Here is an 18,882-nt window from a genome sequence, read left to right as displayed (position 1 = left end):
TCATTTAGCGGACATGATATCAAGTTCGCTTATTCATGTCCGCGAAGCGGAAATACCCTAATTAAAAATCCAGGGAGCGAGACGCTCCCACTCCAGTCATATCAAAGAATTCGAGGAGTGCGGGCATCTTGCCCGCTTCTTCATATCAAGTTCGCTTATTCATGTCCGCGAAGCGGAAATACCCTAATTAAAAATCCAGGGAGCGAGACGCTCCCACTCCAGTCATATCAAGGGATTAGAGGAGTGCGGGCATCTTGCCCGCTTCTTCATATCAAGTTCGCTTATTCATGTCCGCGAAGCAGAAATACCCTAATTAAAAATCCAGGGAGCAAGATGCTCCCACTCCAGTCATATCAAGGGATTAGAGGAGTGCGGGCATCTTGCCCGCTTCTTAACAAATTTTCATGTCCGCTTGCGGAAACCGGACTTGATATCAGCTATCGCCAATCTGAAAAGGGATGGGGGAAAAATCTACACCAAACGGCGCACCGTTTCTAACAACAACTCCTGACTAAACCCCCCCTTCGTCAAATAGGCACTTGCTCCAGCTTCTGCACCCCGATGTTTATCTTCATCAGAAGCCAAAGACGTAACTAAAATAATTGGCAGGTCTTCATATTCCTTATGCTCCCGAATTTTAGCCGCTAATGACAATCCATCTAAATTAGGCATTTGCACATCAGAAATCACCCCATCAAAATGACGGCTTCTCAACTTATTATAGGCATCCAAACCATCCACCGCCGTAACCACCTCATACCCTGCACTTTCCAAAATTCGTTTTTCTTGGGTACGGGTAGCGATGGAATCTTCTGCTAATAATAAAACGGCTGATTTCTGATTTTCTTCCTTCGGGTTCACCACCTGTAAAGACTCAACTTTACGCTGAATATTTTTCTTCTGGACAGACTTGACTAAATCTTGGGGATTTAAGACCATACAAACTTCCCCCGTGCCTAAAATCGTCGCCCCAGAAACATTCCGCACTCTTTGCAGGAGCAGACTTTGGGGTTTGAGAATAATATCCTGTTGATCGAGCAGTTCATCGACAATCACGCCTAATAATTCTGGCCCCACTTGCAGAATAATACAAGGCCAAAATTCTATGGTTTTGCTTTTAGCCAATTCCGCCTGAGATGCAGAAGGAATAGATAATTCTAAAATTTCTTCTAGCCGGGCAATAGAAATCGGTCGATCCTCCATAGCATAAGTATCTCGACCCTCAATAGCAAAAATCTGATGCTCTGGAATTAACAGTGTAGTCTTCACAAACTCCACGGGAATAGCATAGGTTGAGCCTTGAACGGATACCAATAAAACGGAAGCCGTGGCTAAACTGGTACTCAGTTGAATCGTAAATTTACAGCCTTTACCGGGAGTTGAGTCAACCTGAATATTGCCCTTCAAATGCTCTACATTAGTGCGGACAACATCTAATCCCACACCGCGCCCAGAAACTTCGGTGACGAATTTACGAGTGGAAAATCCAGGGGCAAAAATTAGGGCTTGAATTTGTGCCTCGGTCATGGCTTCGAGTTCTTCGGGTCGCCGCAGTCCCTTTTCTTTGGCCGTGCGTTTAATGTTTTCTAGGTTTAATCCTTGACCATCATCTTCAAGTTCAATCAGAATACTATTGCCCGATTGAGATCCCCTAAGACGAATGGTTGCTTGGGGTATTTTGCCTTGAGCAATCCGCTCTGCTGGGGTTTCAATGCCATGATCGATGCTATTACGGATCATATGCATTAACGGGTCTTTCATTTCTTCTAAAATGCGTTTATCGGCTTTGGTTTCTGCACCTTCAATAATTAAGTTGACTTGTTTCCCTTGTTGTTTGGCTAAATCGCGAACTAAGCGGGGAAATAGGTTAAAAATAGTAGATAAAGGTAAGAGTCTGAGGGTGCGAATACCAGAATCGAGTTGGCTAGAGATCGCCTCTAAACGAGCGACATCTTCCGAAGCTCGCGATCGCAACTCATTCAAGAGCTTACCCATTTCTTCTAAATATTCTTCATGCCGTTGTTTGAGCGCTTGCAACTTGTCCACACTCTGCTCAAAACTCAGATTGCCATAGGTTTGCCGGTTCCACTCCTCCCATAAATTCACCATATCGTTAATGGTATTAATATGATGGGCCATGCGGATCTTACTGACGGTTAACTCCCCCGTTTGCGTCATCAAATCATCTAGATTACGAGTCGCCACCCGCACACTCTCAATCCGATAACTCGATCCCATCACCGGTGTTTCTGGTTTTGCATCCGTCTTTTGGGGTACAGGGGGAACGGAGGGCACTTCAGAAACTGGTTTGGGTGGTACTTTTGGCTCCTCTGGCACAGGTTCCGGTGGTGCTTCGGGAGGGGAAACCGGTGTCACAGATACAGCTTCTACTGGCTCTAGTGGCTCCTCTGAAGGCTCTTCTGGCTCTGGTTCCGGGAGGGAGACATCGGTTACAGAAACCCCTTCTACCGGCTCTATTTGCTGGTCTGGTTGGGGTTTAGTCTGAGCGGTCGGACTTTCGGGGATATTCGCCCCCATCAGTACGGCTAACACCTTATAGGCTTGAATGCCTGAAGGCTCACCAGTTACAGCTTCATGAACCATTTGGCGCATGGCATCTAAGCCATAATAGAGGCGATCGCCCATACCCCCCTCAAGGGCCGTACTATCCTCCTTGAGTTTACCGACGACTTGCTCGATTTGATGGGACAAAGATTCCACATCCTTAACTCCTAACATACGAGAGTCTCCTTTGAGGGTATGAGCTTCTCGCAGCACTTCTTGGAGTTTTTCCCCATCCTCTGGATGTTGCTCTAGGTGCAAAATACCTGCCTCTAAATTTTGCAGGTGTTCCTCGCTAGAGACTTTATACAGTTGCCGCAGTTCTTCATCTTCGATGATCATGATTCACCTGGGATCGACGGAAAGGACTTAAGTCTAAAAGGGTTGGTATTTGCTCAAAGATTATTCATCAAATAGCACACATCCGATCTGATAAGGTTCTATATGTTTAGACTTTATCGTGGGGTTAACCTCATGCACCACTCCAACCACGGAATCGAATGTAAAGATCGACCAGATGTTATTGAGCAATTTCAATATCTTCAAACTCAGTGGCGAAATTCACTCTCTCATCACAGTTGTGAGTTACCCCAACTCCTGGATCAAAGTCAGATCGCCCCGAATTGGCACACTTACTCTATAACTGAACCTGATGATTATGATATCTTGGTTATTCCCTCCCTGACCTTAGATCAACAAGAACTTCAGAAAGTTGAAGGGGTCATGCACTACGAAGAACGAATGCTGTTTTCCCTGATTCGCTTAAAAAATCCCCACACTCGCTTAGTTTATGTTACCTCCGAACCGCTACCAGAGATTATTGTTGATTATTATCTCCATCTTTTGCCCGGTATTCCTTTTTCCCATGCTCGCGATCGCCTATTACTCTTCTCAGCTTACGATCGCTCCTGTAAATCTCTAACGGAAAAAATTTTAGACCGTCCCCGCTTAATTGAGCGCATTCGGCGATCGCTCCGTCCCTCCCAATCCTATATGGTTTGTTTTAATTCCACTTCCTGGGAACGGGAATTATCCGTCAAATTACAGCTACCCCTATTTGCTTGTGATCCGGATTTACTCCATTGGGGCACAAAATCCGGCAGTCGGGAAATTTTTGCCCAATGTCATATTCCCCATCCCGATGGATGTCATTCGGTGTGGAATTCCCAGGACTTAGCCGAAGCCTCTGCCGACTTATGGGAGCGACAACCCCACCTAAAGCGCATGGTAATTAAACTCAATGAAGGATTTTCTGGTGAAGGCAATGCCTTGCTCAATTTGAGTCCCCTTGCTGATTATCAACCGGGAAGGGCGAGTCATGGCGATCGCGTTCGCGCAATTAAAAACCAGTTTCAGCATCTCAGATTTCAAGGCCCTGGAGAAACCTGGCCCACCTTTGGCTCCCGTATTCCCGAATTGGGAGCCATTGTCGAAGCCTTTATTGAAGGAGACAAAAAGCGATCGCCCAGCGTTCAAGCCCAAATCACCCCCCTAGGAACCGTAGAAATTCTCTCCACCCATGACCAAATTTTAGGTGGCCCCGATGGACAAATTTACTTAGGTTGCCAATTTCCCGCCGACGAAGCTTATCGCCTGAAAATTCAAGAATATGGCCGCCTAATTGGCCAGAACTTAGCCGAAAAAGGAGCCTTAGAGCGATTTGCCGTAGATTTTATCGCCGTTCCCTCTGGAAATCCCTCTTCCCCAGATTGGGATATATTCGCCATTGAAATTAATCTGCGCTGCGGTGGAACCACCCATCCGTTTATGACCTTAAAATATTTGACCGGAGGATTTTATAATGCTGAGGATGGCTTGTTTTATAGCCAAAAAGGGCGGCCAAAATATTATTTGGCTACCGATAATTTAAAGCAAAAACGATATCAAGGACTCTTGCCCCACGATTTAATTGATATCATCGCCCATCATAATCTGCATTTTGATACCGGAACCGAAACCGGAACCATTTTTCATTTAATAGGAACTTTATCTGAATTTGGTAAGCTGGGATTGACTAATATCGGTGACTCCTTAGCTCAATGTGAACTTTTTCATCAAAAAGTTATTTCGGTTTTAGATCGAGAAACAAACCTCTATACGGGAACCGCTAAAACGCCCATTTCACCGAAGTCTAATATCATTGGTAATCCTCTGATTCATCATTAAGAGAAAAACGATTGTCTTATTACTGATTAACCCTTTTGACCCCCCATGATACATCTTGATCTCCCTTAAAAAGGGGGATTTTTCATGGGAGGATCTGCTTCCCTTGTACCTCATTAAGCAAGCAAAACTCTATCTCCTTGAGATGAATTAATCTTTAGGATTTTTCTGCCATAAACTGGTCATAAGCCATCAAGGCCTCTGCACCATAAACCGTTGATGGCCCACCCCCCATCAGTTGACAAACACCGATCATTTCTACCAGTTCTTCACGGGTGACTCCAGCTTTAATGCATTCGTGGGTGTGATGAGCAATACAACCATCACATCGGGCCGCAATACCCAGAGCAAGAGCAATCAATTCTTTGATTTTAGGAGAGAGCGCTCCCTCTTTCAGGGTTGTAGCCTTGATTAAAGCCCCAAATGCTTTCATGGTTTCTGGCTCTTGTGCCCCCAGTTTTTTGCTGCCCTCGATAAAGTTTTTGCCAATTTCGGGATAGTTTTTCATCAGATTATCTCCTGGGAATGTTTCTCTAGATCATTGAAGGGTTCAATGATGATTCAACTATCATTATAGCGCAATACTACTGTTTGGTTATTAAGTTTTTACTAAATTTATAGCCTATCTATAGCCCTGGAGAATCTTCCCCCCCTCACAATTGGGGTTTAATCTGATGCTGGGGAATCTCTGGGGCAGTTTTGCTCTCTTTGAAGCCATAACCTTTTTTTTCCAGGTCTTTGACAAAATCGGTGGTATCTAAAGGTGTAGGCTCCGACTGAGGCTGGGAAGTTTGGGGTTGATGACGTTGATGCTTGAGTTTGGCTTTGCGTCCCATAGAATTAGCGCTATTGTTCTCTGAAGAGGGCTTGACTGTTATTTTACCAAAGAATTTGATGACGGGAAACGTCTCCAAGGGTGCGTAGGGATGCAGCAAGCTGGGTGTTGGGTTCTATGGCTTCTGGGGGATGGCTCACTCCACCCCAATGGTTGGCGAGGGTACGCAATAATTCATCCTGTTGGACGCGAAAGCCTTCAATATCCCAGCCTTGATTCATGATACTAAACCAAACTAAACCCCGATCGCGGGTAAAAATCACCCCAGCCAAGTTACTGACGGTTGAAAGCGTGCCCGTTTTAACTATACTATATTGAGGCGGATGGCGATCGCTAATTGTGCCCCCATCATAACCCGCCACTGGAAAAGCATCCGCAATACTGAGATGATATAACTGTAAATACCGTTGTATTGCCATCAATAATAAAACGGAACAACGGGGAGACATGCGGTTATCAACCCCCAATCCCGATCCATTGATCAGGTGTATTTCATCCGAGGGAATACCGGCAAAACCAGCGGCCAATTCCTCCACCCGACGATCGCCCCCTAGGGATTCGGCCAGGGTTTCGGCTAACGCATTGTGACTATGGACATTCATCCGTCTGAGGATTTCCACGAGAGCTAAGGACTGGTGACGTAATAAAGGAGTCAACTGAGTTGGGGCAGCTTGGGCACGAATGGAACCGGCGATCGCCACTTGGGGCCGGGGTAAATCATGGGGTAAACTACGATACTGTTGTTCTAATTGGCGATCCCAAAGATTAGCATTCATGCTGCGATAAAAGAGGGCCCCCACTGTAGCCGGATCGGTTTCATAGTTCATCCACAGGGGGCCAGTAATAATTAAATCGCCGGTGATTTGAGTAATCCCCAATTGATTAAGCTGTTGACCGATCGCGATCGCCTCTTGCCACACCAAAAGCGGATCGGAACCCCCAATGATGACTAAATCTCCTTCCACTACCCCATGATTGAGTTCACCGGCGATCGCCACTTGAGTCGTAAACTGATGATAGGGGCCCCACTCTTGCAGAGCAGCTAAGGTAGTGGCCACCTTAGTTAAAGATGCCCCCGAAAATAGCTCAGTGCCCTGATGGTCAAATAAAACCGACTCTCCCGATTGCAGCCAAATGCCGTGATAGCTTTGTCCGGGGCTTTTTTGACTCCAACTGTTCAGATAAGGATTAATCAGACCGGTCAGATTCACCCTGGAATCAGCATGGACAACCCAGCGAGAGGTATTTTGTTGCCAGGTAACCGGGATCTGCAATACATCCTTTAATCCAGCTTGGTCTAACCATAAGGCTAGGGGAATTGCGCTTAACCACTCCAACACTCTGTATATCTCCCTTCAAGAACAATCTCTAAAGTTTGCTACTGTTAAATACGCCCCTGCTCCCTCATCAGGACGGCCTCAATGACTTATCATAAATCTTAACCAAACGTCATTTAAGATAACATTGCCATGCCCACAACCGCAGATTTTTTACAAGCTTCTGAGTGGTTTGCGATCGCCACCGGAGTCAGTATTGCCTTCACCCTTCTTTGCTTCGTCTTTAAGTGGGGGTTTCGCTTCCGCTTTGTCGGGATCAGTTCATTTATGGCGGTACTGACTGCCGGCCTGTTTTCCTTGAGCTTGGTTCCCTTTACCCGAACTGTCGTTCCTGGCTCGGTGCGGTATTCCCTAGTTTTCGATAATGGTGCAGCCCATACCGTGATTGCCGTATCGCCCCAAATTACAGAATCAGAATTAGAAGCTACCCTCAAACAAGCAGCGATTAATCTATTTTCCTATGGGAGACCGGCAACCAATAGCGATCGCCCAACCGTTTTGGCTCGCACTATTGTCCACCCCCAACCCCAAATATCAGAGGCGATATATTTAGGCAAAGCCCAACAATCCCTCGATCGGGGAGGAGATCGAGAAATTACGGTGGAGATTAACCGAGAAAACCTGCAACAGCTTCAGACTCTGAACCCTTCTTAAATTCAGGAGATGCATAAATGATCCAACCAACCCCATCAACCTCTGAATGTAACTCCATCACTCCCGTTAGCAGTCCCATCACCATTCATGTAGGACCAGCGCGGGTCATTCGGGGATCGCAGATTTTAGAGAACAGTGGCAGGGAGTTGGCCGCTTTAGGTCAGCGTCCCTTGGTCATTGGGGGAGATCGCGCTTTGAGCATCATTCAACCGCGCCTCTTTACCGTTCTCGAAGAGCAAGGTTTAACCCCACAAACGGCTTCCTATCTACCCGACTGTAGCGAAACTTCCCTAGAAACTCTGCGTCAAGCGGTAGCCGATCATCAAGCGGATTTTATTATTGGTGTGGGTGGGGGTAAAGCTCTGGATACGGCTAAACTGATTGCCCATCAATGTCATTTGGCGATCGCCACCCTCCCCACTTCCGGCGCAACCTGTGCCGCTTGGACAGCCCTCTCCAATGTCTATTCTAATCAAGGGGCTTTTCTCTATGATGTAGCCCTAGATCGCTGTCCCGATCTGCTGATCCTGGACTACGATCTGATTCTCACGGCTCCCAAACGCACGTTAGTGGCAGGAATTGGGGATGCGATCGCCAAATGGTATGAAGCCTCAGTCAGTAGCGGTCATTGCGAACAAACCTTAATTATTGCTGCCGTGCAACAGGCGAGAGTCCTGCGCGATATCCTCTTGCAACATTCCCCTCAAGCTCTGCAAAACCCCGGAAGCGAGACCTGGAAACAAATTGTCGATGCTTGCGTATTGATGGCTGGGGTAACCGGAGGATTAGGGGGCGCTCAATGTCGCACCGTAGCAGCCCATGCGGTACATAATGGCTTAACCCATATTGACCCTACCCACAAAACGATCCATGGGGAAAAAGTGGCCTATGGGATTTTGGTGCAACTGCGCTTAGAGGAAATGATTCAAAATAATCATTTGGCCCTCTCCGCTCGTCAACAGTTGATTCAGTTTTATGAGCAAATTGGCTTACCGAAAACCTTAGAAGATTTAGGTTTAGCAGAGGTAACTTTAGCTCAATTGCGACAAGTGGCGGCGATCGCCTGCGCTAAATCTTCCGATATCCACCATCTTCCCTTTGCCGTCAATCCAGATCAACTGGTAGCAGCCATGGTTTCTACCCTGAATTAAAAAGTGCTTTCATTCTGGTCATAGGTAATGGGTAATTGTCAATTGCCTATTGCCTGCAAACCATGTTACCGTGGAAAATTAAAACTCATCACCCAAATTAGGAGAACCTATGGCTCTGCAACCCCCGCCCCCTCCTCCCATTACACCCCGTCAGATGAATGTATTGCGTGTCGTTACAGCCATGGCTTGGTCTGATGGGGAGTTAGCCACAGAAGAAGTCGATATCATGCTCGATCGCTTTAGTCAGTTGTTTGCTCCTGGAGACTCGACACAACAGCAGGAACTGAAACAAGAATTACGGGATTATATGATGCAAAATATTCCCCTAGAAGAGTTGATTCCTAAGTTAGAAACTGTGGAAGAACGCAAAATTGCCTTGAAATTGGGATATGAAGTGATTGCTTCTAGCGCTCGTACTCCCGATGAAGATTTGATTAATGCCGAGGAGGAAGAAGCCTATAAGAAGTTGGTGAAATTGGTGGATTTACCGGCGGAAGAAGCGACAACAATTGCCCAAGAAGCTGCCGCAGAGATAGGAAAAGACCAAACGATGGTGGACACTCTGACTCAGGAATTGGTTAAGTTTTTTCAGTCGTAAGTCCATAGAATGGTGCTATAAAGAGGGATGATTTTTTATGGGGTTATGACTAGCGGGCAAGATGCCCGCATTCCCTCAATCCTTTGAGATGACTGGAGTGGGAGCGTCTCGCTCCCTAGGTGTTTAATGATGGTGCTTAAGATGATTTTTTATGGGGTTATGACTAGCGGGCAAGATGCCCGCATTCCCTCAATCCTTTGAGATGACTGGAGTGGGAGCGTCTCGCTCCCTAGGTGTTTAATGATGGTGCTTAATCGGACTTCAGATTAAGAAGGATAAACGGGCTGAATGTGCCAAATATCTCTAGCATATTCGGCGATCGCGCGATCGCTGGAAAACTTGCCCATCCTCGCCGTATTCAAAATCGATTTCTTCGTCCAGTTTACCCGGTCTTGATACGCTTGACTGACGCGCTCTTGAGAGTGGATATAATCGGCATAGTCAGCTAAGAGTAAATATTCATCCCGCTCCAATAAGGAATCAACAATGGGGCGAAATAACTCCGGATTTTCTGGGGAAAACTCCCCATTCGCAATGCCATCGATCGCCGCTTTTAGTTCTCGATTCCGGCGATAATAGGATTTTGGATGATACCCCTGTGCTTTGAGTGCTTGTGCTTCCGATGCGGTTAAACCAAACAGGAAAAAATTCTCCTCACCCACTTCTTCCCGGATTTCAATATTCGCCCCATCTAACGTCCCAATCGTTACCGCACCATTGAGGGCAAATTTCATATTTCCCGTACCCGATGCCTCTTTTCCTGCCATGGAAATCTGTTCCGAGAGATCGGCAGCCGGGTAAATTTTTTGTCCCAAGGAAACGGAATATCCGGCGAGAAATACCACTTTTAGGCGATCGCCCACCTCTGAATCGGCATTTACCACCCTCGCCACCGCATTAATCAACTGGATCGCCATTTTTGCCATAAAGTAGCCCGGAGCTGCTTTCCCGGCGAAAATAAACGTCCTAGGGACAAGATTTAAGCCAGGGTTCTGCTTTATCCGATGATACAACGTAATAATATGCAGCACACTCAACAGTTGACGCTTATACTCATGCATCCGTTTCACTTGAATATCAAACAAAGAATCCGGATTCACCTCTAAATCATTAAACAGCAAAATATGCTCGGTCAAAGCCATCTTATGCTCGTATTTGATCTGTTGCCATTCCTGTTGAAATTTCGGATCGTCAGCATAGGGTTCTAATCCCCGCAATTGATCTAAATTAGTAATCCAACCCTGACCCATTTGCGAGCTAATTAAACCAGACAACTGAGGATTACTCAACAGTAGCCAGCGCCGGGGAGTAATCCCATTGGTTTTATTCTGAATCTTTTGCGGCCAATAGTCATAAAAATCATGTAAAACCTGAGCTTTTAACAAATCTGTATGCAGTTGAGCTACTCCATTAATAGAAGAAGAACCCACACAAGCTAAATGGGCCATTCTAATTTTTTTCTCTGGATATTCCTGGACTAAAGACATGCGGGACAATCGGTCTAAATCTCCAGGGTATCGAGAACGCACCTCATTCATAAAGCGCTGATTAATTTCATAAATGATTTCTAAATGTCGCGGCAGCAAGGATTCAAACAAACTCACCGGCCAAGTTTCCAGTGCTTCCGAAAGTAGGGTATGATTCGTATAGGCAAAAACATGCTTAGTCATGTACCAAGCGCGATTCCAGCCCAAGTGATATTCATCTACTAACAACCGCATCAACTCTGCTACGCCAATAGATGGATGGGTATCATTGAGCTGAATGGCTACTTTCTCATGGAAGCGATCGAAGGTTTCATACTGCCGTCTATAGCGATTAATAATATCTTGTAGAGAACAACTAACAAAGAAATATTGCTGCTCTAGCCGTAACTGTTTACCCTGGGAGGTATTATCATTGGGATAGAGGACTTTAGAAATATTTTCCGAGAAAATTTTATCGGCTACTGCTCCTACATAATCCCCGCGATCGAAATCAGCAAAATTGAGTTCTTCTGTGGCATGGGCCCGCCATAATCTTAACCGATTGACGGTCTGATTTTGATAGCCTGGGACAGGGGTATCATAGGGGGTTCCCGTCACTTCGCGATCGCCTATCCACCGAATATGTATTTGCCCAGATTCATCTTCAGAAAATTCCGTATATCCGCCAAATTTTACCCGCACACTTGATTCTGGCCGGCACACTTCCCAAGGGTTTCCATAGCGCAACCATTTATCGGGACGCTCCACTTGCACCCCATTGATGATCAGTTGATCGAAAATGCCAAATTCATAGCGGATGCCATAGCCCATAGCGGGTAAACTTAAGGTAGCCAATGAATCTAGAAAGCAGGCAGCCAAGCGACCCAAACCCCCATTACCTAAACCCGGTTCTGCTTCTAACACCACCAAATCTTGGAGATTTAAGCCCAACTGCTCTAAGGCAGCCACCATGTCCTCATAAATGCCTAAATTGAGTAAATTATTACTCAGTTGACGACCCATGAGAAACTCCGCAGACAGATAATAGACGGTTTTAGCCTGCTGTTCTCGGTAGCGATGAGTCGTATGAAGGCGATGGTCTAGGAGGCGATCGCGCACCGTATACGCCAGAGCCATATAATAATCATAGGGAGTCGCAAGATTGAGCGTTTTCCCTTGAAGACAATGCAGATTACGAATAAAATCCTGTTTTAAAGCTTCCACCTGACTGTCCTGACTGCCAGAATCCACTTTCGTCACATCATTATCTTGAGAAAAAAATTGGCTTGACATAATCTAATTTGAATCACGAATAACGATTACATAAATTTCAAGTGTAGATGCTAAAAGATCCCCTAATCTTTAATCTTGTTGTGCTTCACCTCTCCCTTTGCACAAAAATCAACAAGGGGCCCCTAACCCCTTGCTTTATCTCTTAAGAATGTGGGACTCCATCTGGCATAACCGCTTTACTCAAATCGGTTTTATCCAATTTTGCTGTATCGAACTGGGCATGGGTTAAGTTCGCTCGACATAAACTAGCCAGACTCAAATCAGCATAGCTTAAATTGGCATCCGTTAAATCTGCCCCACTTAAATCTGCCCCACTTAAGTCTGCACCTCGGAGATCTGCGCCAATGAGTTCAGCTTCACTCAGATTAACTCCACTCAAATTAGCACAGTACAAATTAGCTCGAATTAATCGAGCGCGGAACAAATCAGCCCCCACCAGATTAATCCGAAATAGATTAGCCGCAAATAGATCGGCTCGCAATAAGCGAATTCCAGGCAAATTAGCACTACTCAATTCAGCTCGAAACAGGTCAACGTCCTTAAAATAACGTTCCCCTGCGGCATAACGGTCTAGAAAATTATTGACATCCATAGAGACGTTCAGGTTTTAACATGAACACAGTCTCTATTGTCCCAACTGAAGGGGACAACCGTCACCTATCTAGGCGGTTTTTTGTAACAATTTGTTATATATAGACGATTCAATATGACATCTACACCAGAATTCCGTAAAGCTTGCACTAATCCATCTTGAAGTGCATCTTCATCAAGATATAGACGAACTTTACTCATAGCACTTGATTATTCTGGTATTCCCTTTCTAGGCGATCGCACTCTTCATAATAGGCTTTAATATCCCTATCAATACGTCCTTGATTAGCATAATAGTAGGCTAAAGCAGCATAAACCTGTGCCGGTGTTAAATTGATTCTTTGTGCCAGAATCTCTTCCGGTTTCATTCCTGCTTGGAAATCAATAACAATATTTTGAACGGTAACGCGAGTGCCTGCAATTCGTGGCAGGTTACCACAAGTTTCAGGGGTTTGTACAATTAATGTACCAATATCAGTTGTTACTTGCATGGTTTTTTTGGGGTTATCTTTCAATGGACGTTAGCAACCGGGTTTCTGGGTTGTGGGTATTACCGATTTTTAATCGATCTAACCCTCTACATGCTGCAAGGCATCTTCAGCCGCTTTTTTCTCGGCTTCCTTTTTGCGACGGCCTTTACCTTCGCCATACTTTTTGCCCTTTACCCAAACTTCAATACAAAAGACTTTTTCATGGTCTTCGCCCCATTCTTTAACTACTTTATATTCTGGAGTTTGCTGATATTCTTTCAGTGCCCATTGCTGAAATTTTCCTTTACTGTCAATTAAACTTGGAGGATGTTCAGAATCGGATGATTTCATCAAGTCATCGGCAATTTTGGTAAACAAACCTTTCACCAGTTTACGCACTTGCACGATGCCTGTATCTAAATAATAGGCTCCAATAATGGCTTCTAGGGTATCACTGAGTAGGGCGGGATTGTTTTGGGCGTTGTTTTGAATTGCTCCTTTGCCTAAACGCATGAGTTTACCCACACCTAATTCTTCTGCTAATCTTGCGAGTTGTTGTTCATCGACTAATTTAGAGCGCAATCGGGTCATTTGAGCTTCGGTAATATGTGCCGAATTGCCATAACGCTTATAAATCAATTCACTGACTAAAAAGCCTAAAACTGCATCGCCCAAAAATTCTAATCCTTCATTATCTTCTTGGATATCGGCATGTTCATTGGTATAGGAGCGATGGGTTAACGCACGAAGCCAAAGGGCTTGATCTTTTAAAGTTGGCAGTTCTATCGGTTTAGCGGGACGATGCATAAAAACGATCTCAGAGTTTAGTAAGGATGAATCAAGATCCAACCTAGGGAATCTAATATCAAATCCGGCAACCTAACCTAGATTAGCGTTTAGGTCGGTTGCCTCAATCTCAAACAAAAGCGCATGTTATGATATCATTATTCCAGTATCTTTGTCAATTCCATAAGACTAAACGCTGTAGGATTCTGGGTTCTTATTGCACAACCCAGCAGGTTAAAGAGTCAGTCAAGTTATCCCACTCGGTTTCTGAAATCAAGCCGCGATCGCGGAACTCGGCTAAGATCTGCCTCAGACTGCTCCAAGCAATCCGGCGATCGATGCGCTCATAAGTATCCTGAAGAGCAGATAAGGGATCGCCATACATTCCAACTAAACAACCAATTTCAGAATAATGGCCATCTGGACTGATAACATCAACTTGCCAATATTGATCTTCTAAAAACAGTTGAATAATCCAACCTTTATAATAGTCAATCATGAGCCTTTCCTTTGAGGAAAATATGATAAATCCTTGACATTTATCTCCTACTCAAAGGAACTTCTTGTATCCGGATCGCTCCGGGGTAGAGATAGATTTTAGGGTTTAGATTGGGGCAACGATCCAGGACGAATAGAAATCTCAATTTTTTCTCCTCCTCGGTTCACCCCTAAAACCAGTAATTCACCTACGGTAGACTGTTCTACCAGAGCTTGAACTTCTGTCGCATTCTTAACCAAGATTCCATCAACACTGATAATAATATCTCCCTGTTGTAGCTGGGAATTTTCAGCAGGAGAATTTCGTACAATTCCCGTAATAATAACGCCTTCATTGAGGGGATCGGCGATGGGGAATTGCTGCTGTTGCAATAAGGCTTTAGTCGCAGGGGTTAAATCCACCATTTGAATGCCTAAAAAGGGATGTTCTGCTGTACCACTTGTAAACAATTGATCGGCAACCCGTAGGGCTGTTTCAATGGGAATCGCAAAGCCTAACCCTTGGGCATCGGCACGAATGGCGGTATTAATCCCAATCACCTGTCCCTGTTCATTCAATAAAGGTCCTCCGGAATTACCCGGATTAATGGCGGCATCCGTTTGAATAAAACGGACACGCTTATCGGGAATACCGACTTGAGCGCTCGATCGCCCCGTGGCGCTAATAATCCCCGCCGTCACCGTATTATCTAAGCCTAACGGATTACCAATGGCGATCGCCCACTGTCCCGCAACTAACTCCTCTGTCCCCCCAATTTCCGCCACAGGCAACTCTTGAGCCTCAATTTTGATCGCCGCAATATCTGTTACCGAATCTCGACCCAAAACCACCCCTTCAAACGTGCGTCCATCCCGGAGCGTAATCTCGACCACATCTGCCCCTTCCACCACATGAGCATTCGTCACCAACTGCCCTTGGGCACTTAAAATCACCCCCGAACCCGTACCCCGCTCCAACCGTTCGGGGGCAGACGGAAGCTCTTCACCAAAAAACCGATCTAACAGAGGATTGCGAAAAGGGGGAGAAATCTGAGCTTTCACCCGTCGAGTCGCATCAATTCTGACCACAGCCGGCCCCACTTTCTCCACAGCTCTAGCAATAAAATTCGTAGGAAGCGGCTCCTGTGATTCAGGCAGAGCTGAAGGTTCAGGTAGTGGGGGCAAAACCACAGGAACCGCAGAAGGACGAGGACGACTCAAAATCTGATGGTTTTGCAGGTATCGGCTTCCTAGCCAACCCACACTACCCCCCAGGACAAACACACCTAGATAAATGATCCCTCGTCTAACCAATAAGCTCATAGCCTTTTATCCACCTAGAACATTGTGATGACTGTGAACAATAGAAGCCCAAAAATGGATCTCCTCCACGATCAATACCTTAGAATAATTTCCTTAATTTTACCTGTCATTTTCCCTTGACTGTTGCTCACCCAGGAATTTAAACGGCAGGTTTTTCTCTCTAGTGGTATGATCGAGCCAGAAATTCAGCAAAAGGGTGAATAGGTTATGACAAAAGCACCGATATCTCCTGTGGTGCTAGTCATTTTGGATGGCTGGGGTTACCGTGAAGCCACCGACGGAAACGCCATTGCCGTCGCGAAAACACCCATAATGGATAGCCTACAGGCAGCTTACCCCAATACTTTAATTCAAACCTCTGGCAAAGCTGTCGGGTTACCTCAAGGACAAATGGGTAACTCAGAAGTGGGTCATATGAACATTGGCGCAGGCCGGATTGTAAAACAAGAACTGCTTCGGATTACCGATGCGGTTGAAGATGGTTCTTTGCAAGAGAACCCGGTTTTACAAGAAGTCTGTCAGCAAGTCAAATCCCGCTCTAGTAAACTCCATTTGATTGGACTTTGCTCGGACGGAGGTGTTCATTCCCACATAGACCATCTATTGGGTTTACTAAAACTAGCCAAAGCACAGGAGATTGAACAAGTTTGTATTCACGCCATTACGGATGGTCGGGATACCTATCCTACGGATGGGGTGAAAAACCTGGAAAAACTGCAAGCAGAAATTAACGGCTTAGGAGTGGGCAAAATTGTCACCTTGATGGGTCGCTATTATGCTATGGATCGAGATCATCGTTGGGATCGGATACAAAAAGCCTATGAGGTTCTGACGGACAATAGGATTACGGCCCAAGGGGATGCTATTTCTCTGTTGAAGGCTTCCTATGAGCAAGGAGTGACGGATGAGTTTGTGATTCCTGTCCGTTTTGCTGAGGGGGCAGTAGAAGCCGGAGATGGAATCATCTTTTTTAATTTCCGTCCCGATCGCTCTCGTCAACTTACCCAAGCGTTTGTCGATCGCAAGTTTGATGGCTTTGAGCGATCGCTTATCGATTCCCTGTCCTTTGTCACGTTTACACAATATGACAGTAGCCTACCCGTGTCTGTGGCTTTTGAACCCCAAGACCTAAACCATATTTTGGCAGAGGTTTTGGCAGAGCAAGGACTGCGACAGTTTCGCACCGCAGAAACGGAAAAATATGCTCATGTGACCTATTTCTTTAATGGGGGACTTGAAGAGCCGGTAGAGGGAGAAGACCGGGAGTTAATTCCCTCTCCCCAGGTTCCCACCTATGACCAACAACCGAGCATGTCGGCTGAAGCAGTCACGGAAACAGCGATCGCCGCCATCGAAGAACAGGTGTATTCAATGGTAGTGATTAATTATGCTAACCCCGATATGGTCGGCCATACGGGAGTCATGGATGCAGCAGTTAAGGCCATTGAAACGGTTGATGAGTGCTTAGGTTATTTGATTGAGGCGATCGGCAAAGTCGGAGGAACTACCATTATTATTGCTGACCATGGCAATGCCGAACTCATGTACGATGAGAAAGGGAATCCTTGGACAGCCCATACGACGAATCCCGTACCTTTTATATTGGTTGAAGGCGAAAAGCGTAAGATTCCCGGCCATGGCACGAATGTTGCTTTGAGAACCGATGGCTGTTTAGCCGATATTGCGCCCACGATCCTGGAAATTCTGCAAATTCCTCAACCCAAGGAAATGACCGGAAAATCCATTTTCCAGAACTCTTCCTATGAAGTTCAACCCAATCGATCGCCGGTTTCCCTCTCTCGGTAAACTCCAACCTCTCACTTGATGATTGTTCATTCCATTTCTATAACCCTATGACTGTTGTCAGCATCCTACAAATTGTTTGGGCCATCTCAGCCTTTAGTTTGGTGGTCTTAATTCTGCTCCATAGTCCGAAAGGAGATGGTATTGGCGGTATTGGTGGCCAAGCTCAATTGTTTACCAGTGCTAAAAGTGCCGAAACCACTTTAAATCGAACAACTTGGGCTTTAACGGTTCTTTTTCTAGGCTTAACTGTGGTGTTAAGCGCTGGATGGTTAGAACCGGTGGGTTAAAACTTTCCCTGAAGGTCTATACCTTGAGAGCTGCTCTGGGTAAGAAAAGGCTCCGCACCGTCTCTGCGATCGCCACAGTCATGTTGGCGGTCTTTTCTTGTACAATTACTGTTGCCCTCCCTCCTGGAATCAGGTGGCCGGAACCCCAAGTTCATCCTCTTCCCACTCGCTTAGAGCAATGGCACGACCCTGAAGACTCTGGGGACTATTTTGAGGCGATTAAACGCCTGAATGTGGGGTATTTAATTGGGTCTGAGTTTCCAGTACAGGTCTACCTCGATCTCGATACCCCCGATCCCCGTTGGGTAGAAGCCGTTACCCGTGCTATTGAAGAATGGCAAGTCTATTTTCCCCTAGAAATTAGCGATCGCCCCGACTCAGCCGACATTATCATTCACCGGCAGCGCCCCCCCCTAAAACTCGGCCCCAATGGAGAACTGGGACGAGTGCGATCGGCTACCACCAACTATCAACTCTATCTTGGCTCTCCCCCCCATCAGCCCGATCGAGACTATCTGCTCCATCGCTGTGACATCTTCCTTACCCCAGACCAAACCCCAGACTATACCCTCGCTACCGCTCGTCATGAACTCGGCCATGCGATCGGCATTTGGGGACACTCCCCTGAACCCACCGATGCCCTCTATTTTTCCCAAGTCCGCTATCCTCCCCCCATCTCCCCCCGCGATATCAACACCTTGAAGCGCATCTATCAACAACCCACTCGTCTGGGTTGGCCCATAAGCTCAGAAGCAGCCAGGCTAGGCAATTCTGGAGTCATCTTACCCACTCTTCCCCCTCTTCCCAGTCTTCCTGCACTGCCGAAACTGCCCAAACTCCCTAAATTGCCCAAACTACCCAAACTGCCCAAGATCTAGGGACTCACCAGACCGTTCGGATCTGTTCTGTTCCTGTTGTCTAAAGCCACAACTCAAAGAAGTTATACAGCGCAAAGCGCTGTATCGGTGGACAGTAGGAAAAGATCCCCCCTTGCCCCCCTTAAAAAGGGGGGAATAGGAAAGTCCCCCTTTTTAAGGGGGATTTTCCGCAAGCGGACATGAAAGGGGGATCAAGATGTCCCAC

Annotated in this window: 17 protein-coding genes; 7 read left to right on the top strand and 10 right to left on the bottom strand. The window is 46.1% G+C overall.

Features of this window, described 5'->3' with window-relative positions; translation table 11 throughout:
• Positions 1-471: 471 nt before the first annotated feature.
• Positions 472-2,904 carry a hybrid sensor histidine kinase/response regulator gene (locus PMG71_RS06870; protein WP_283752915.1) on the bottom strand — a complete coding sequence of 811 codons (2,433 nt, stop codon included), beginning with the start codon at positions 2,902-2,904 and terminating at the stop codon, positions 472-474.
• Positions 2,905-3,006: 102 nt separating this feature from the next.
• Here PMG71_RS06870 and PMG71_RS06865 point away from each other — a divergent pair, with 102 nt between their 5' ends.
• Positions 3,007-4,728 (top strand): peptide ligase PGM1-related protein, encoded by a 1,722-nt coding sequence (locus tag PMG71_RS06865; RefSeq protein WP_283752914.1) that lies wholly within the window; start codon positions 3,007-3,009, stop codon positions 4,726-4,728.
• Positions 4,729-4,882: 154 nt separating this feature from the next.
• Here PMG71_RS06865 and PMG71_RS06860 read toward each other — a convergent pair whose 3' ends face one another.
• The 3 genes from PMG71_RS06860 to PMG71_RS06850 form a co-directional block, all read right to left on the bottom strand.
• Positions 4,883-5,233 carry a carboxymuconolactone decarboxylase family protein gene (locus PMG71_RS06860; RefSeq protein ID WP_283752913.1) on the bottom strand — a complete coding sequence of 117 codons (351 nt, stop codon included), beginning with the start codon at positions 5,231-5,233 and terminating at the stop codon, positions 4,883-4,885.
• 145 nt (positions 5,234-5,378) lie between these two features.
• Positions 5,379-5,561 (bottom strand): hypothetical protein, encoded by a 183-nt coding sequence (locus PMG71_RS06855; RefSeq protein ID WP_283752912.1) that lies wholly within the window; start codon positions 5,559-5,561, stop codon positions 5,379-5,381.
• Positions 5,562-5,604: 43 nt separating this feature from the next.
• Positions 5,605-6,900 carry a D-alanyl-D-alanine carboxypeptidase gene (locus tag PMG71_RS06850; protein ID WP_283752911.1) on the bottom strand — a complete coding sequence of 432 codons (1,296 nt, stop codon included), beginning with the start codon at positions 6,898-6,900 and terminating at the stop codon, positions 5,605-5,607.
• Positions 6,901-7,029: 129 nt separating this feature from the next.
• Here PMG71_RS06850 and PMG71_RS06845 point away from each other — a divergent pair, with 129 nt between their 5' ends.
• The 3 genes from PMG71_RS06845 to PMG71_RS06835 all read left to right on the top strand — a co-directional run bounded on the left by PMG71_RS06845 (position 7,030) and on the right by PMG71_RS06835 (position 9,300).
• The gene (locus tag PMG71_RS06845; protein WP_283752910.1) at positions 7,030-7,551 is read left to right on the top strand and encodes a Ycf51 family protein; all 522 of its coding nucleotides are present in this window, start codon (positions 7,030-7,032) and stop codon (positions 7,549-7,551) included.
• Between the two features lie 17 nt (positions 7,552-7,568).
• Positions 7,569-8,702, top strand: coding sequence for an iron-containing alcohol dehydrogenase family protein (locus PMG71_RS06840; RefSeq protein WP_283752909.1), 1,134 nt, complete (start codon positions 7,569-7,571; stop codon positions 8,700-8,702).
• Positions 8,703-8,811: 109 nt separating this feature from the next.
• Positions 8,812-9,300: a tellurite resistance TerB family protein gene (locus PMG71_RS06835; RefSeq protein WP_283752908.1), complete on the top strand. Its 489-nt coding sequence runs from the start codon at positions 8,812-8,814 to the stop codon at positions 9,298-9,300.
• 266 nt (positions 9,301-9,566) lie between these two features.
• On the opposite strand, the gene PMG71_RS06830 is transcribed toward PMG71_RS06835, so the two are convergent.
• The 6 genes from PMG71_RS06830 to PMG71_RS06805 all read right to left on the bottom strand — a co-directional run bounded on the left by PMG71_RS06830 (position 9,567) and on the right by PMG71_RS06805 (position 15,706).
• Positions 9,567-12,059 carry a glycogen/starch/alpha-glucan phosphorylase gene (locus tag PMG71_RS06830; protein WP_283752907.1) on the bottom strand — a complete coding sequence of 831 codons (2,493 nt, stop codon included), beginning with the start codon at positions 12,057-12,059 and terminating at the stop codon, positions 9,567-9,569.
• Between the two features lie 142 nt (positions 12,060-12,201).
• The gene (locus tag PMG71_RS06825; protein WP_283752906.1) at positions 12,202-12,651 is read right to left on the bottom strand and encodes a pentapeptide repeat-containing protein; all 450 of its coding nucleotides are present in this window, start codon (positions 12,649-12,651) and stop codon (positions 12,202-12,204) included.
• Between the two features lie 196 nt (positions 12,652-12,847).
• Complete coding sequence (locus PMG71_RS06820; RefSeq protein ID WP_283752905.1) at positions 12,848-13,141, bottom strand: DUF433 domain-containing protein; 294 nt, start codon at positions 13,139-13,141, stop codon at positions 12,848-12,850.
• Positions 13,142-13,219: 78 nt separating this feature from the next.
• Positions 13,220-13,927 (bottom strand): ribonuclease III, encoded by a 708-nt coding sequence (rnc, locus tag PMG71_RS06815; RefSeq protein ID WP_283752904.1) that lies wholly within the window; start codon positions 13,925-13,927, stop codon positions 13,220-13,222.
• A gap of 193 nt (positions 13,928-14,120) precedes the next feature.
• On the bottom strand, positions 14,121-14,405 hold the full coding sequence (locus tag PMG71_RS06810) for a hypothetical protein (protein WP_283752903.1): 285 nt from the start codon (positions 14,403-14,405) through the stop codon (positions 14,121-14,123).
• Between the two features lie 98 nt (positions 14,406-14,503).
• Complete coding sequence (locus PMG71_RS06805) at positions 14,504-15,706, bottom strand: HhoA/HhoB/HtrA family serine endopeptidase (RefSeq protein WP_283752902.1); 1,203 nt, start codon at positions 15,704-15,706, stop codon at positions 14,504-14,506.
• A gap of 207 nt (positions 15,707-15,913) precedes the next feature.
• Here PMG71_RS06805 and gpmI point away from each other — a divergent pair, with 207 nt between their 5' ends.
• From gpmI to PMG71_RS06790, 3 genes are read left to right on the top strand one after another with little or no spacing between them, the layout of a single operon-like run.
• The gene (gene gpmI / locus PMG71_RS06800; RefSeq protein WP_283752901.1) at positions 15,914-17,512 is read left to right on the top strand and encodes a 2,3-bisphosphoglycerate-independent phosphoglycerate mutase; all 1,599 of its coding nucleotides are present in this window, start codon (positions 15,914-15,916) and stop codon (positions 17,510-17,512) included.
• A 47-nt stretch (positions 17,513-17,559) separates the two neighbouring features.
• Positions 17,560-17,799 carry a preprotein translocase subunit SecG gene (secG, locus tag PMG71_RS06795; protein WP_283752900.1) on the top strand — a complete coding sequence of 80 codons (240 nt, stop codon included), beginning with the start codon at positions 17,560-17,562 and terminating at the stop codon, positions 17,797-17,799.
• Positions 17,778-18,677 carry a hypothetical protein gene (locus PMG71_RS06790; protein ID WP_283752899.1) on the top strand — a complete coding sequence of 300 codons (900 nt, stop codon included), beginning with the start codon at positions 17,778-17,780 and terminating at the stop codon, positions 18,675-18,677. The genes secG and PMG71_RS06790 overlap by 22 nt, the downstream gene beginning before the upstream one ends.
• Positions 18,678-18,882: the final 205 nt, after the last annotated feature.

Origin of the sequence: Roseofilum acuticapitatum BLCC-M154, assembly GCF_030068475.1 — a bacterium.
GTDB lineage: Bacteria > Cyanobacteriota > Cyanobacteriia > Cyanobacteriales > Desertifilaceae > Roseofilum > Roseofilum acuticapitatum.
Note: the sequence above shows the minus strand (reverse complement) of the source record. Positions and strands in the feature narration are given on the sequence as shown.